This window comes from Afipia sp. P52-10 (genome assembly GCF_000516555.1).
Classification (GTDB): domain Bacteria; phylum Pseudomonadota; class Alphaproteobacteria; order Rhizobiales; family Xanthobacteraceae; genus P52-10.
This window is the reverse complement of record NZ_AZSJ01000007.1, coordinates 562,036-575,508: the sequence shown is the minus strand read 5'-3', so window position 1 is coordinate 575,508 and position 13,473 is coordinate 562,036. Positions and strand designations below refer to the sequence as shown.

The 13,473-nt window shown below is 64.0% G+C and carries 11 protein-coding genes, 1 tRNA gene and 1 pseudogene; 9 read left to right on the top strand and 4 right to left on the bottom strand.

Annotated elements, in window-relative coordinates; genetic code table 11:
• Window positions 1-37: 37 nt before the first annotated feature.
• Complete coding sequence (locus X566_RS19970; protein WP_034470884.1) at window positions 38-736, top strand: ribonuclease activity regulator RraA; 699 nt, start codon at window positions 38-40, stop codon at window positions 734-736.
• A gap of 85 nt (window positions 737-821) precedes the next feature.
• Here the strand turns inward: X566_RS19970 and X566_RS19965 are convergent, their stop codons facing one another.
• Together X566_RS19965 and X566_RS19960 are read right to left on the bottom strand one after the other, a co-directional pair.
• On the bottom strand, window positions 822-1,787 hold the full coding sequence (locus X566_RS19965; protein WP_034470882.1) for a tripartite tricarboxylate transporter substrate binding protein: 966 nt from the start codon (window positions 1,785-1,787) through the stop codon (window positions 822-824).
• Between the two features lie 94 nt (window positions 1,788-1,881).
• Complete coding sequence (locus X566_RS19960) at window positions 1,882-2,868, bottom strand: tripartite tricarboxylate transporter substrate binding protein (protein WP_034472554.1); 987 nt, start codon at window positions 2,866-2,868, stop codon at window positions 1,882-1,884.
• A gap of 238 nt (window positions 2,869-3,106) precedes the next feature.
• On the opposite strand from X566_RS19960, the gene X566_RS19955 reads away from it, so the two are divergent.
• The 3 genes and pseudogenes from X566_RS19955 (at window position 3,107) to X566_RS19945 (ending at window position 5,718) form a co-directional block, all read left to right on the top strand.
• Complete coding sequence (locus X566_RS19955; RefSeq protein WP_051444377.1) at window positions 3,107-3,700, top strand: LemA family protein; 594 nt, start codon at window positions 3,107-3,109, stop codon at window positions 3,698-3,700.
• Between the two features lie 19 nt (window positions 3,701-3,719).
• A pseudogene (locus X566_RS19950) lies at window positions 3,720-4,457 on the top strand (TPM domain-containing protein); the annotation flags it as partial.
• Window positions 4,458-5,628: 1,171 nt separating this feature from the next.
• Window positions 5,629-5,718: transfer RNA gene (locus X566_RS19945), tRNA-Ser, on the top strand.
• A gap of 76 nt (window positions 5,719-5,794) precedes the next feature.
• Here X566_RS19945 and X566_RS19940 read toward each other — a convergent pair.
• The gene (locus X566_RS19940; RefSeq protein ID WP_034470879.1) at window positions 5,795-6,220 is read right to left on the bottom strand and encodes a VOC family protein; all 426 of its coding nucleotides are present in this window, start codon (window positions 6,218-6,220) and stop codon (window positions 5,795-5,797) included.
• A 294-nt stretch (window positions 6,221-6,514) separates the two neighbouring features.
• Here X566_RS19940 and X566_RS19935 point away from each other — a divergent pair, with 294 nt between their 5' ends.
• On the top strand, window positions 6,515-6,802 hold the full coding sequence (locus X566_RS19935) for a hypothetical protein (protein ID WP_034470875.1): 288 nt from the start codon (window positions 6,515-6,517) through the stop codon (window positions 6,800-6,802).
• 675 nt (window positions 6,803-7,477) lie between these two features.
• Here X566_RS19935 and X566_RS19925 read toward each other — a convergent pair.
• The gene (locus X566_RS19925; RefSeq protein WP_034470871.1) at window positions 7,478-8,869 is read right to left on the bottom strand and encodes a cytochrome P450; all 1,392 of its coding nucleotides are present in this window, start codon (window positions 8,867-8,869) and stop codon (window positions 7,478-7,480) included.
• A 398-nt stretch (window positions 8,870-9,267) separates the two neighbouring features.
• Here X566_RS19925 and X566_RS19920 point away from each other — a divergent pair, with 398 nt between their 5' ends.
• The 4 genes from X566_RS19920 to X566_RS19905 all read left to right on the top strand — a co-directional run bounded on the left by X566_RS19920 (window position 9,268) and on the right by X566_RS19905 (window position 13,446).
• Window positions 9,268-10,209, top strand: a complete 942-nt coding sequence (locus X566_RS19920; RefSeq protein ID WP_034470869.1) for a septal ring lytic transglycosylase RlpA family protein — start codon at window positions 9,268-9,270, stop codon at window positions 10,207-10,209.
• Between the two features lie 122 nt (window positions 10,210-10,331).
• Window positions 10,332-11,669, top strand: coding sequence for a D-alanyl-D-alanine carboxypeptidase family protein (locus X566_RS19915; protein WP_081740360.1), 1,338 nt, complete (start codon window positions 10,332-10,334; stop codon window positions 11,667-11,669).
• The gene (gene tmk, locus X566_RS19910) at window positions 11,666-12,409 is read left to right on the top strand and encodes a dTMP kinase (RefSeq protein WP_244434844.1); all 744 of its coding nucleotides are present in this window, start codon (window positions 11,666-11,668) and stop codon (window positions 12,407-12,409) included. The genes X566_RS19915 and tmk overlap by 4 nt, the downstream gene beginning before the upstream one ends.
• Entirely contained in the window at window positions 12,406-13,446 is a 1,041-nt protein-coding gene (locus tag X566_RS19905) for a DNA polymerase III subunit delta' (RefSeq protein WP_034470867.1), read from the top strand. Before tmk ends, X566_RS19905 begins: the two co-directional genes overlap by 4 nt.
• The last annotated feature ends 27 nt before the right edge of the window (window positions 13,447-13,473 follow it).

Below are 13,473 nucleotides of genomic sequence, written 5' to 3'. Positions count from 1 at the left end.
AAGGAGAGGGCAACTGTTGATATCTTCCGGAGTCCCCATGCTCGACAAGAGTGTCATCGAGATCCTCCAGCGCGTCTCGACCGCAACCATCACCACCGTCCTGCTGAAGAAGGGCCTGCGTAACGTCTGGCTGCGTGAGGCGATGCCGCTCCGGCAGGGACAGCCGCGGTTGGTCGGCCCGGCCTTCACCCTACGTTTCGTGCCGGCGCGCGAGGACCTGGCGACGCCAGCCTCCTGGTCGTCACCGATCTCGACCCGGACGGCGATCGAGGCGATGCCGGAAGGCTGCATCGCCGTGGTCGATGCCATGGGCATCAAGGACGCCGGAATCTTCGGCGATATCCTGTGCGCCCGCATGGTCAAGCGTGGCGTCAGCGCGCTGGTGACCGATGGCGTGGTGCGCGACATCGAGGGCGTGCTCGGCACCAACCTGCCGGTTTGGTGCGCGGGCACCGCTGCGCCGCCGTCGGTGGCGGGCCTGACCTTCGTCAACTGGGGCGAGCCGATCGGCTGCGGCGGTGTCGCCGTATTCCCGGATGACGTGATCGTCGCCGACAAGGATGGTGCGGTGCTGATCCCGAAAGCGTCGCTCGATCATGTGCTGAACGAGGGCCCGGCGCAGGAGGCAGAAGAGGCCTGGATCGTCAACGAGGTGACCAACGGCGCGACGCTGCCCGGACTTTACCCGATGAACGCGGAGACGCGCGCGCGTTATGAGGCGTCGTTGAAGAAATAGCTGCGGCACTTCAGACCATGTAACAAAGAAACGGCGCCGGATTGCTCCGGCGCCGTCGTTATCTGTAGCTGATCGCGAAAGGCCGTCAGTCTTTCTTCGCCATGCCGAGATCGGTGAGGATCGCGCGCTCAATCTCCATGTTCTCGGCCAGCATCTTCTTGTAGTCGGCGCCGTTCATGTAGGCCGGGAACAGCTCGAGCTTCGTCATCACCTCCTGCACCTTCGGATCGTCCAGCGACGCCTTGAAGGCATCGTGCAGCTTGGCGACGATCTGAGGGTCCATGCCCTTCGGGCCAGCGAAGCCGATCGGCCCTTCGATCTCGAACGGATAGCCGAGGTCGCGCAAAGTCGGGACATCCGGCAGCATCTGCAGCCGCTTCCGTGTCCAGATCTGGATGAAGCGCAGCTTGCCTGCGTCGGCGAGCGGCTTCGCGCTGGAGCCGGACGCGCCGAGCATGACGTGGCCGCCTGCGGTGGCGACGTTGACTTCTGCCGAGCCTTTGAACGGGACGTGGGTCAGCTTGATGCCGGAATACTTCTGAATGCGCTCCATGCCGATGTGCAGCGAGCCGCCCGCGCCGGTAGAGCCGTATGTCACCTTGCCGGGATTGGCCTTGGCGTAAGCGACCACATCCTGCCAGGTCTTGAATGGAGAATTCGTCGGCACGGTGACGCCGAAGGCATAGCCGGATAGCGCGACGATGTAGGTGAAGTCGGTCTGCGCGTCATAGGTGGTTTTCTGCATGAGCTGCACGCGGTAGACCGCATCCGGCATCTGGGTGATGGTGTAGCCGTCGGACTTGGCGGTTGCTGCCATCTGCGCCGGGCCGACCGAGCCGCCGCCGCCCGCCTTGTTCTCGATCAGGATCGGCTGGCCAAGGTGCTTCTGCGCGGACTCGGCCATGGCGCGGACGACGATATCGGTCGGACCGCCCGCGACCCATGGGATGATGAGCGTGATCGGCCGGTTCGGATACTCCTGCGCGACGGCGCTGCCGGCGAGGGCGGTGAACATCAGGCCCAGGGCGAGCAGGCAGGCTGGTTTCTTCATTCGATCTTGGTCTCCAGTGGAAAGTTGCCTCCATGACCGCGCAATCCGCGCGGCCGCAGTCGGCAGCAAATCGGTATCGGTTCGTGCGAGCGGATCAGTCCTTGCGGGCGAGGCCGATGCTCTCGAGGATTTCGCGCTCGCCCTTAATGGCGTCGGAAATGAAAGCCTTGTAGTCGTCGCTGCTCTTGTAACTCGCGGTCATATCGAATTTGGCGAGGACATCGCGCGCCTCGGGTGTGTCGAGCGCCTGCTTGAACGCGTCATGGATCTTGGCGACGATCTTCGGGTCCATGCCCTTCGGTCCGGCAAGCCCGACTGGACTTTCGACCTCGAACGGATAGCCGTCCTCGCGCAGCGTCGGCACGTCCGGCAGATTCTTGGTACGCGTCCTGGTCCACATCTGAATGAAGCGGATCTTGCCGCCGTCGGCGAGCGGCTTCGCGCTCGAACCGGACGCACCCATGTTGACGTGGCCGCCGGCGATCGCGGTGTTCTCCTCGAGCGAACCCTTGAACGGGACGTGCGTCAGCTTGATGCCGGAGGCGCGGATCAGTTTTTCCATGCCCATGTGCAGCGAGGAGGCGGCACCCGGTGTGCCGAAAGTGAGCTTGCCCGGATTGGCCTTGGCATATTCGACGACCTCCTTCCAGGTCTTGAACGGCGAATCTGCCGGGACGATCAGGCCGAACGCGTATGCATAGAGACCGATGATGTAGGTGAAGTCCTTCTCAGGGTCCCACGGCGACTTCTGCATCAGCGGGATGCGGTAGGTCGCGTCGGGCATCTGCGCGAAGGTATATCCGTCAGGCTTGGCGGTCGCAGCCATGGTCGCAGGACCGACCGAACCGCCGCCGCCGGCGCGGTTGTCGATGAGGATCGGTTGGCCGAGAGTCTTGGCCGCCTGCTCGGCGATCACCCGCAGCACCACGTCGTTCAGACCGCCGGCGGGCCAGGGCACGATCAGCGTGATCGGGCGGGTCGGATACTCCTGTGCGGATGCGGGAGCCGGCCCCACCGGCGTCAGCAGCGACAGGGAGACTGTGAGCAATGGGCCCGCAAGCAGTTTCAAGATTCGATGCATGGCCTTGAGCCTCCGCCGTTTCTTCTTGTTTGGTAAATGCACGTTAACAGAAAAATCCGAGACGTCCGGCACCTGCAGGGTTCCGACAGTCATGCAGCCCGCGACGCTGGGCATTCCCGTGCGCTCATGCATTTCTCGTCACTTACGCACTTCCCATCCCTTACGCATTTCTCATGACTGGTCTCCCGCCGGTTTCCTGGGCTATCGTGGCGACAGTTCCATCGCTGAGGAATTGCTGATGCCGATATCGCGCCGCCTGTTGCTCTTGTTTGTCCTGTGCCTTGTCGCCATGCCGCTCGCGGGCTGTGGCGTCAACAACGTGCCTACACTGGAGGAAACTGCCAAGGCGAAATGGAGCGACGTGCAGAACCAGTACCAGCGTCGCGCCGACCTCATTCCGAACCTGGTCGAGACCGTCAGGGGCTACGCCAAGCAGGAGCAGGAGACGCTGACGCGGGTGATCGAGGCGCGCGCCAAGGCGACCTCAGTGAAGGTCGATGCCTCGACGATCACCGATCCGGCGAAGTTCAAGGAGTTTCAGGACGCGCAGAACCAGCTGACCGGCGTCCTCGGCCGGCTGATCGCGATCACCGAGAACTATCCGGATCTGAAGTCCAACCAGAACTTCCTCGCGCTGCAGTCGCAGCTCGAGGGCACCGAAAACCGCATCGCCGTCGCGCGTCGCGATTATGTGGGCGCGGTACAGGCCTACAACACCGAGGTCCGAACCTTCCCGGGCATCCTGTGGGCGAAGCTGTTCTGGGGCGCCAAGACCATGGAAACTTTCCAGGCCACGCCGGAGAGCCAGCAGGCACCATCGGTGAAGTTCTGAAGTGGTGCGCGCGGTCGCGATCCACGGACTGCGCCTGACACTGCTTGCGATCCTGCTCGGCATCGCAAGCACGTTCGCACATGCGCTCGAGCTTCCGCAACTCACCGGCCGGGTGGTGGACGAGGCCGGGATCATCAGCCCCGAGGCCAAGACGAAGCTCGAGAGCAAGCTTGCCGCACATGAGGACCTGACCTCGAACCAGTTAGTGGTCGCAACCGTGCGCAGCCTGCAAGGCACCAGCATCGAGGACTACGCCAATCAGCTGTTTCGCGCCTGGAAGCTCGGTCAGGCGAAGACCAACAATGGCGTGCTGCTGCTGGTGGCACCGAACGAGCGCAAGGTGCGGATCGAGGTCGGCTATGGCCTCGAGGGCACGCTGACCGACGCGCTGTCGAAGGTGATCATCACGGCGGCGATCGCGCCGAAATTCAAGGCCGGCGATTTCGCCGGCGGCATCGAGGCCGGCACCGACGCGGTGATCGGCACGCTCGCCGGCGACACCGAATGGCAGGAGCGGGCGAAGGTCCGCGAGGAGAGCGATGCCGGTTCGTATCAGGACATGATCGTCCCGCTGATCGTCATCGCCTTCATCCTCGTGTTCTTCATGATGTCAGCGCGGCGCGCGGCCCAGCAGGGCGGCACGCGCACCTATCACCGCACTCGTAACGGCCGCTGGATCATCGTTCCCGGGCCGACCTGGGGCGGTGGTGGCGGTGGTTGGTCCGGCGGCGGCTCTGGCGACTGGGGAGGAGGCGCGATGTCCCTGATCACCGATGACGAACGCCGGCAGATCGCCGAGGCCATTCGCGCCGCGGAAGCCACGACGTCGGGCGAGATCGTCTGCGTGGTGATGCGCGCTGCGAGCGACTATCGCTCGGTGCCGCTGTTGTGGGCGGCGCTGTTGGCGCTCGCCTGGCCGTGGCCGCTGATCGCATGGACGTCGCTCAGCGCGCACACGATCCACGTCACCCAGCTCGTAGTGTTCGCGCTGCTGGCGATCGTGTTGTCGTTCTCGGCCTGGCGCTTCCGTCTGGTGCCGCGGCCGGTGAAGCGGCGCCGCGCGCGGCAGGCGGCGCGCGAGCAGTTCTTCGCGCAAGGACTGCGGCGGACGAAGGAGCGCTCGGGTGTGCTGATCTTCGTCGCCGAAGCCGAGCACTATGCCGAAATCCTGGTCGACGACGGGATCGCCGCGAAGGTGGATAACGACGCCTGGCGCGAGGCGCTGGCCTGTCTGGCGGATGGTTTGCGCGAGGGGCGGCCGGCCGCGGGCATGACCGGCGCGATCGCGCTGTGTGCGCCGCTCCTAGCGAACCACTTTCCGCGCAGCGCGACCGACACCAACGAACTGCCCGACAAGGTGGTGGTGATCTGACGGCGGGATTGGGGCCAGGCTGAACGCATCCAACGCGCGGCGGACGCTGTCCGCGACTTCCCATCCGCAGGGGGCGACCAGCGATCGCCTTGCGTTTCACGGTTCGTCAGTCGTCAAGTCTTTGATGGCCAGTTACTGTGAGAGCCCGCCGCTGATTGCCAATTAGGCGCCAAGGTTTCGTGCGGCAGGGCTCTTCGTGAGGCAAGGCTCTTCGTGAGGCAAGGCTCCGGAAGCAAGGCGCCGCGTGGCAATTTTGGTGAGCCAAGGTTTCGCCAGCGGTTTGCGAGCCAAAGGCTCGATCGCGATCCCGGCGCGGGAAGAGCGCCGAATGACGTTCGCTGGCGTTGGAGCGACGATATCAATCCAGAATCGGCCCTGAGCATTCGGCCGAAGGCATTTTGGTCGCGATAACAAAGACGTCCGGATCGGCGCCAGCGCTGTTGACGATGCGAGGCTGCGCACCCTAAACAGGCGTCCATCTCCTGCGTGGGCCGTTAGGTTGGGGGAGCAAGGGGTCTTCGGACCGGCACAGCGCCGCCGGACAAGGGCCCGGCATGGAAGGGTGGCCGAGTGGTTTAAGGCACCGGTCTTGAAAACCGGCGTACCTGCAAGGGTACCGTGGGTTCGAATCCCACCCCTTCCGCCAAAGCGATTAAGGTACGTCGTTCTTGGCGCCACTTCTCACTTTTCACCGCGATACATTTTGCCGGTTAGGAAATCTGTCAATCCTCCGGCGGCAGCATCTGAGGGTTCCAGACGACCTCCCACAGGTGTCCGTTGATGTCCCGGAAATACCCGGCGTAACCGCCGTAGAACGTCGCTTGCGGCACCTTGATGATCTCCGCCCCCGCACGTCGTGCGGCATCGATCGTCTCGTCGACCTCCTGCCGGTGCCGGACGTTATGCCCGATCGTGAAGGCCGTGGAGGAAACGGGATGCTTCGGTAGTCCGCTGTCGTGGGCGATATCGTCCTGCGCCCAGATCGCCAGCCTCAGCCCGCCCGACAACTCAAAGAAGGCGACCGCGCCGTGTTCGAATTCGCGGCCGATGATGCCTTCGGTCGGAAGGCCGAGGCCATCGCGGTAGAAGGCCAGCGATTGTTCGAGATCGGCGACGCCGAGCGTGAGAACGGAAATGCGAGGTTTCATAGTGGGCCTTTGCCTCTCGGCATCTGTCTCAGTTCCTTCGACCATAGCGAATCCGCACGCGGAAACCGTCTGAGGCCGCTATCGGGCGGAACGGCATCTGTCTCAAGCGGGCTCGGTACCAATGTTTTCGCATCAAGCCCGTTCAAACACAGTTCTCCTTTTAGTCGTTTTAAGCCGGCCACGGCTGGGCCTTAGAAGCCATCCAGCGAACTGAACGGTGGGTTGCGCAATTTTCGGCTTGTATGCCGCTACCTCTGGTCTCAAGCTGCGAATCTCGCAACCGGGGGTAACATCATGGAACAGATTTTAATCAATCTTGTCGCAGGTGCTCTGGGCGGTAACGCAGCCGGCAAGAGCTCGTCGACATTCGATCTGGGAACGCTTGGCAACACGATCGCCGGTCTGGTCGGCGGCGGTGTGCTGGGACAGATCGTATCGCTGCTGCTGCCGGCGATCACGAGCGCCGCGGCAACCGGCAACCTGAGCGTCGGCAACATCATCGCCCAGGTGATCGGTGGCGGTGCGGGTGGGGCGCTCCTCACCGCGCTTATCGGTGCCGTCAAGAATCGCTCCGCCGCCTGACGGAGTGAGCGGCGCGCCTTGAGCCGTCGCTTCTGATTCGATTACCCGGGTCGCAGACGTCCGCATCCAATCAATAATGCGGCTTCTGCGGGGCCCTGGTGTCTCTGCCGCCGTCATCCGCAATGCGGCTGCGGCGGGCGCTGGTTCTTTTTCCCGATCCTTTGCTTCAACTGTCGCAGACCGCGTGAACCTTGCGGCTGCGAGAGCTGACAACATAAGGCTGCTGGCCGCCCCTCATGGGAGACGGAACAAGCCGCCGAATGGTGCGTTATCGAGGCTCAGGGTAGGTGCGATGGACGCTTGTGTAATCAGGGAAATCTCGTGCAATGACAAATGGCTGCAAGGCCTTGTCAATGCAATGGAGGAGGTCGCCTGGTTGCGAGCGGACGACATCTGCCGAAGCACGCGGGCGCCGGCGGCGCTGATGAGTCAGTTGCAGCGGCGGCAGAAAACCGTTCTCCGTCCTATCCGCGTTGCCGCCTGAAGCGACGGGCCCGCACGCCGCGTTCATCGAACACCTGCTTATCCGAGGAACCGCGCGAAGTCCCCCGCTGTTCAATCACGAGCGTTGTCATTGGCAACGGAGCTTGGGCAATGGGTTTTGGACAACGCGTCTTACGACCGCAGCGCCGCGGCTCGCGCTGGTACGCCGCCACGGAGGTTCTGGGCCGGGTGCTAGCGGCGCGTCAGGCGGAAGACTGGTGAATGGTCCGGCTGGGTCGTCACAATCCCCATCGGAATTGCAGGTTGTCGGTCAATCAACTCCACCCGATAGGTCGCGACGATCTTCGCGAGGGCCAGCGTCGCTTCGGTGAGCGCGAACTGCGCGCCGATGCAGACCCGCGGTCCGACACCAAACGGCAGGTAGGCGAAGCGATCTGGTACGGGAGCGCCGGGCATGAAGCGCTGCGGAATGAAGGCGTGCGGATTGTCCCAGCGTTTCTCGTGCCGGTGCAGTAGCCACGGCGAGATCAGGATCACGTCGCGGGCGCCGATCGGCGTGCCGGCAATGGTATCCGGGCCGAGCGCTTCGCGGGCGATCAGGTAGGCCGGCGGATAAAGCCGCAGCGTCTCGTCGAGCACCGCGCGGGTGAAGGTCAGTGCTCCAGTTTCGAGTGCACCCGGCCGGCCAGCGCCCTGCGCCCGCGCCTCGTCGGCCAGGTCGTCCTGGGTGTGCGGATCGAGCGCCAGCAGATAGAGCGACCAGAACAACGCGGTGGCGGTGGTCTCGTGACCGGCCAGGATCATGGTAGCGATCTGGTCGGCAAGCTGCGCATCGGAGAACGCCTCGCCGGTCTCCGGATCGCGAGCCGCGACCATCAGATCGAACAGGTCGCGTGGCGCACCGTCACTGGTGCCGAGCGTGCGTCGTTCGGCAATCAGGACGCTCAGAAATTGGGTCCATTCGCGGCGGAAGGCGCGGCGGGCGAAGTCGCGCGGGCTCGGCCAGTTCAGCGGCAGGATGACGTCCCAAAAGTGTGGCTGGGCCAGGCGGTTGCCGTAATCATTGACGAAATTACGCAAGGTCGCACCATGCCGGTCCAGGGAAAATGAGAACATCGTCCGCCCGGCGATGTCGAGAGCCAGCCGTTGCATCGCCTCGCGCAGGTCGAACGGCTCTCCGCAATGATCGCCAAGCTCGCCGCCCACCATCGCATCGGTCGCCGCCAGCATGTGCGGCACGAGCAGCGCCACTGCGCGTGGGGAGAAGGCCGGCGCAAGTGTCCGACGTTGCAGCCGCCAGGACTTTCCGTGGGCCAGCAACAGCCCGTCTTCGCCAAGGATCGGCCGCAGCACGCGAACGCCGACATGGGTGCGGCCGTAATTCTCGTGGTTGTCGATCAGCACATGCTTGATGACGTCGGGAGCGTTGACCGTGAAGCTGCTCTTGCCGAGGAAGGTGCCCTTGAGGATCTCTTCCTCGTAGGCGCGTGGGCCCCAGGTGCCGATCGTGCTGCGTCGCATCGCCAGGATTCGGCGGAACGTCGACATCTCCGGTGGCGCGGGCTCGGGACGCGGCGGCTGCAGCGGCGGGCGGGTGGGACTCAGAACTTCAGCGATACTCATGATCTGGTCCTCAAGATCGGGCTCTCGATCGCTTCCGGACGTTCGTCGTCTGCGAATGGCCTGGCGACCAGCCTCGGAAAGCCAAGCTTCCTCTCCCTCTCACGTTGTAAAGGTTTCATCAAACTGCCGAATGATCAAAACCCATTATGTATGTCGCGCAGTCGTGGAGCAGCCCGGCGGACGCTGAGGCAGGGCTCGGCAACCTCTCGTTCACCACCGTAGGGTATGCCCCATTTCTGCCTCCTTCACGGGACGATAACAGTGTATCGTAAGGCATGTGGGTAGCCTTGCGGCTTTGGCAACCGCAGTGCTTGGCACCAGATCGTATCGGCTCGCAGGTCGGTATGGACTGCTAAAGACTTGAATTGCCAGAGGCTTGGACTGGGTTGTTGGGGAATATGGGGTCATTGTCGGGCGAACGGTTTAGCCGTGCGGCACGATTCGCTGCCGTTGCGGGGTCGTGTCTCGCACTGGCCCAATGCGGCTCGGCGACCAAACTCACCAACAAGCTCGACCCAAAATATGGCGTGTCGGCATCGCCACGCGTCGTGCAATCCGGCGAACCGGTGCCGAAGGGTGGGGGAACGTACCGTGTCGGCAGGCCCTACGTAGTGGCTGGACGCACCTACGTTCCTGAAGAAAACTGGAATTACCGCGCCGAGGGGCTCGCTTCCTGGTATGGTGACGACTTCCACGGCCGGCAGACTGCGAACGGCGAGGTCTTCGATATGACCTCGATCTCGGCCGCGCATCCGACGATGCCGATGCCGAGCTATGCGCGTGTCACCAATCTGCATAATGGCAAGTCGCTGATCGTCCGTGTCAACGATCGCGGTCCGTTCCATGCGAACCGCGTCATCGATGTCTCGCATCGCGCAGCCAAGCTGCTCGAATTTGATGGCCGGGGGACCGCGCGGGTGCGGGTGGAATATGTCGGGCGCGCGTCACTCGACGGATCCGACGATCGCCGCTTGCTCGCGACGCTGCGCACCAACGAACCGGCGCCGCCGCCGTCCACCGTCATGGTGGCCTCCGCCAAGCCGTTCGTGCCTGATCTCGGATCGTCCTTGCGCGGCCAGCCGATCCGCGGCGAGGTGCCGCTGCCGGAAGGGCGGCCATATTCTCTCGGCAACACGTCGGCGGATGTGGCATCGCTGTCGGCGACCTCGGAGATGACCGCCTCGCGCCGGCGGCACGCCGATGCAAGCCAGACGGTCAATCCGCGCGCGGTATCTTATAACACCGGCTATACCGCGCCCGCGCAGAGCCCGGCCTCGGCCTATGCGCCGGTGCAGAGTGGCGTCTCCTCGGATGGTCTGTCCGCACGCGGGTTGTACTGAGGCAGACGCGGTTGCCGCACGCTTGACGGAATTGGCGTGAACAAGCTGGTTCCATGAGCCTGCGGTTTGTTGTTAGCCTTTGACCCAACTGCTAAAAAACCGGCCGATCGAGATCACGGCCCATGCAGACGATTCACCTCAGCCGCAGTTTCCGAGCACGGGTTCGGCGTCGCGTTACGCGAGGCCGAGACGTGTATCAAGGCTTGTCCAGCGGCTTGCTCCGGACATTTTCCGCCGTGCTCGTCGCGACGATCGGGCTGGTGGTGTTGCTAAACGCGGCGTTCGCGGCCAACAACAGCATTCAGGGCGCGCCGAAGAAGGAGTCCGGCTTCGACGTCGACGCCCCTTACGCGATCCTGATCGAGGCCGAGAGCGGCAGCGTTCTCTTCGAGAAGAACGCTGATCAGCTTGCGCCGCCGTCCAGCATGCTGAAGCTGATGACGGCGGAGGTGGTGTTCGAGCTCTTGAAGCAGGGCACGATCAAGCCGACCGACGAATACACGGTCAGCGAGAATGCCTGGCGCAAGGGCGGTGCGCCATCCGGTGGCTCGACTATGTTCGCGGCGCTGAAGAGCAAGGTGCCGGTGGAAGATCTGCTGCGCGGGCTCGCTATTCAGAGCGCCAACGATGCCTGCATGATCCTCGCGGAGGGAATTGCCGGCAGCGAAGCCGCCTTCGTCGAACTGATGACCAAGCGCGCTCGCGAACTCGGGCTGACGCAATCGACGTTCGGCAATGCCAGCGGCATCTCGGACCCGAACAACAAGATGAGCGTGCGCGAACTGGCGAGGCTCGCCATGCACATCATCAAGAACCGCCCCGAGTTCTATCCGCTGTTCTCTGAGCGCGAATTCACCTGGAACAAGATCCGCCAGCTCAACCGCAACCCGCTGCTCAACGTTATGCAGGGCGCCGACGGATTGAAGACCGGCTACACCAAGGAGGGCGGCTACGGCATGGTCGCCTCGGTGGTGCAGAACGGCACGCGCCTGATCGCCGTGGTCAATGGCGTCGAGGATATCGACGACCGTTTGACGGAAATGAAGAAGCTTTTGGATTGGGGGTTCCGGAACTTCGAGGTGCGCACGTTGTTTGCTGCCGATCAGGTGATCGGCCAGGCAAAGGTGTTCGGCGGCGAGAGCACGTCGGTTGGTCTCAAGAGTCCGGTTCCAGTGATGCTGATGGTCCAGCGTAGCGGTGGCGACAAGATCGTCGCAAAGATCACCTATCTCGGCCCGGTGCGGGCGCCAGTGCAAGCCGGGCAGCCGGTCGGAGTGGTCAAGGTCTGGCGCGGCGACACCATCGCGGTCGAGACTCCACTGTTTGCGGAGAACAGCGTTGCGAGCGGCTCGATGACGCGCAAGGCGTTCGATACTGCCGGCGAAATGGTCATCGGACTGCTGCGCGCCGGCGTGGATAAGGCGCTGAGCAAGCCGCCCAAACCGCCGAAAGAGCCATGAGCGTGATGACGGACGGACAACCAAAACGCGGCCGCTTCATCACCTTCGAGGGCGGCGAGGGGGCCGGGAAATCGACCCAGATCAAGCTGCTGGCGGAGCAGTTACAGAAGCGCGGCGTCCGTCCGCTGGTGACGCGGGAGCCGGGCGGCTCGCCGGGCGCGGAGATCGTGCGGCATCTGGTGCTCTCGGGCATGGGCAAGATCCTCGGCGCCAGCGGCGAGGCGTTATTGTTCGCAGCCGCGCGCGACGATCATGTGCACAGCGTCATCGTGCCGGCACTCACGGCCGGGCAGTGGGTGCTGTGCGACCGCTTCACCGACTCCACCCGCGTCTACCAGGGCAAGCTCGGCAGCGCCGATCTCAGCCTGATCCACGCACTCGAGCGTGTGACGATCGGCTCGCTCAAGCCGGACCTGACTCTCATTCTCGACGTTCCGGTCGAGATCGGCATGGCGCGAGCCGCCAAGCGCCGCGGCAACGACGCGCCCGACCGCTTCGAGGCGGAGGACATCGATTTCCATCGCAAGCTGCGCGAAGCCTACCGTCAGGTGGCGATCGACGAACCGGAACGCTGTGTGCTGATCGAGGCGACGGCCACGGTCAAGTCCACCGCGCAGGCGGTCTGGCAGGTCGTGAAGGAGCGTTTTCCGGAGCTGGCCAAGGCACATTCTAAGCCGCATTCGAAACAGCGTTCGAAAGTGCGTTCGAAGGCACGCTCGCTGGAGACCAACGGCGCATGAGCAAGAAATCCGAAGAGTCGCACGTCCTGGTGCGCGCGCCGCGTGAAACCACGTCCCTTTACGGCCACGGCGAGGCCGAGACCACGCTGCTCGATGCCTATCGCGGCGGCCAATGTCCGCACGCCTGGCTGATCGGTGGCGCGCAGGGGATTGGCAAGGCGACGCTGGCCTACCGGATGGCGCGCTTCGTACTGGCCCAGCCGCTGCCGCAGGCATCCTCGGTGCAGAACGCAATGTCGCTGGTGGTCGATCAGGACCATCCGGTCGCACGCCATATCGCTGCCGGGACGCATGGCGGCCTGCTGGTGCTGGAGCGGACACTGAACGACCGCGGCGTGCTGCGCACCGAAATCTCCGTCGACAACGTGCGCGAGACCGTGGCCTTCTTCGGCTCGACGGCGGCGGCCGGGGGCTGGCGCGTCTGCATCGTCGATACGGTGGAGGAGCTGAACGCCAACTCGGCCAACGCGCTGTTGAAGGTTTTGGAGGAGCCGCCCGCGCGCTCGCTGTTCCTGCTGGTCAGCAATGCGCCCGCGCGGGTGCTGCCGACGATCCAGTCGCGCTGCCGCAAACTCAAACTCCGCCCGCTCGACGCCGCCGATGTGGTGCGGGCGGCCGCGGATGCCGCCGATCTCGAGCCAACCGATGCCTCGCTGCATCAGGCCGCATCGCTGGCTGAGGGGAGCGTGGCGCGGGCGTTGATGCTGCTCGGCGGCGCGACGCTCGGTTTGCAGCAGCGGACCGAAACCATGCTGAATGCCCTGCCGAAGGTCGATCCGAAGGCGCTGCATGGCCTGGGCGAGGCGCTGGCAGGCACCGATCGGGTGGCGCTTTTGACCTTCGCCGACACCGTGGAACGCTGGATGGGCCACCAGCTCGCGACCGCCAGCCCGAAGGCCGATCTGCCCCGGCTTGCGCGGCTGTCCGAGGTGTGGGAAAAAGTGACACGCGCCGTGCGCGATGCTCAGGACTATAACTTGGAACGCAAACCGCTGGTTTTTTCGGTGTTCGGAATGCTTGCTGAGGCCATGCGCTGAACGCAGCGCATCGACTTGCGTCCACAA

Excerpts from the sequence above, each read along its gene's own strand:
- X566_RS19970 (WP_034470884.1), top strand. The coding sequence starts at position 38 with ATGCTCGACAAGAGTGTCATCGAGATCCTCCAGCGCGTCTCGACCGCA.
- X566_RS19965 (WP_034470882.1), bottom strand. The coding sequence starts at position 1,787 with ATGAAGAAACCAGCCTGCCTGCTCGCCCTGGGCCTGATGTTCACCGCC.
- X566_RS19960 (WP_034472554.1), bottom strand. The coding sequence starts at position 2,868 with ATGCATCGAATCTTGAAACTGCTTGCGGGCCCATTGCTCACAGTCTCC.
- X566_RS19955 (WP_051444377.1), top strand. The coding sequence starts at position 3,107 with ATGCCGATATCGCGCCGCCTGTTGCTCTTGTTTGTCCTGTGCCTTGTC.
- X566_RS19940 (WP_034470879.1), bottom strand. The coding sequence starts at position 6,220 with ATGAAACCTCGCATTTCCGTTCTCACGCTCGGCGTCGCCGATCTCGAA.
- X566_RS19935 (WP_034470875.1), top strand. The coding sequence starts at position 6,515 with ATGGAACAGATTTTAATCAATCTTGTCGCAGGTGCTCTGGGCGGTAAC.
- X566_RS19925 (WP_034470871.1), bottom strand. The coding sequence starts at position 8,869 with ATGAGTATCGCTGAAGTTCTGAGTCCCACCCGCCCGCCGCTGCAGCCG.
- X566_RS19920 (WP_034470869.1), top strand. The coding sequence starts at position 9,268 with ATGGGGTCATTGTCGGGCGAACGGTTTAGCCGTGCGGCACGATTCGCT.
- X566_RS19915 (WP_081740360.1), top strand. The coding sequence starts at position 10,332 with ATGCAGACGATTCACCTCAGCCGCAGTTTCCGAGCACGGGTTCGGCGT.
- tmk (WP_244434844.1), top strand. The coding sequence starts at position 11,666 with ATGAGCGTGATGACGGACGGACAACCAAAACGCGGCCGCTTCATCACC.
- X566_RS19905 (WP_034470867.1), top strand. The coding sequence starts at position 12,406 with ATGAGCAAGAAATCCGAAGAGTCGCACGTCCTGGTGCGCGCGCCGCGT.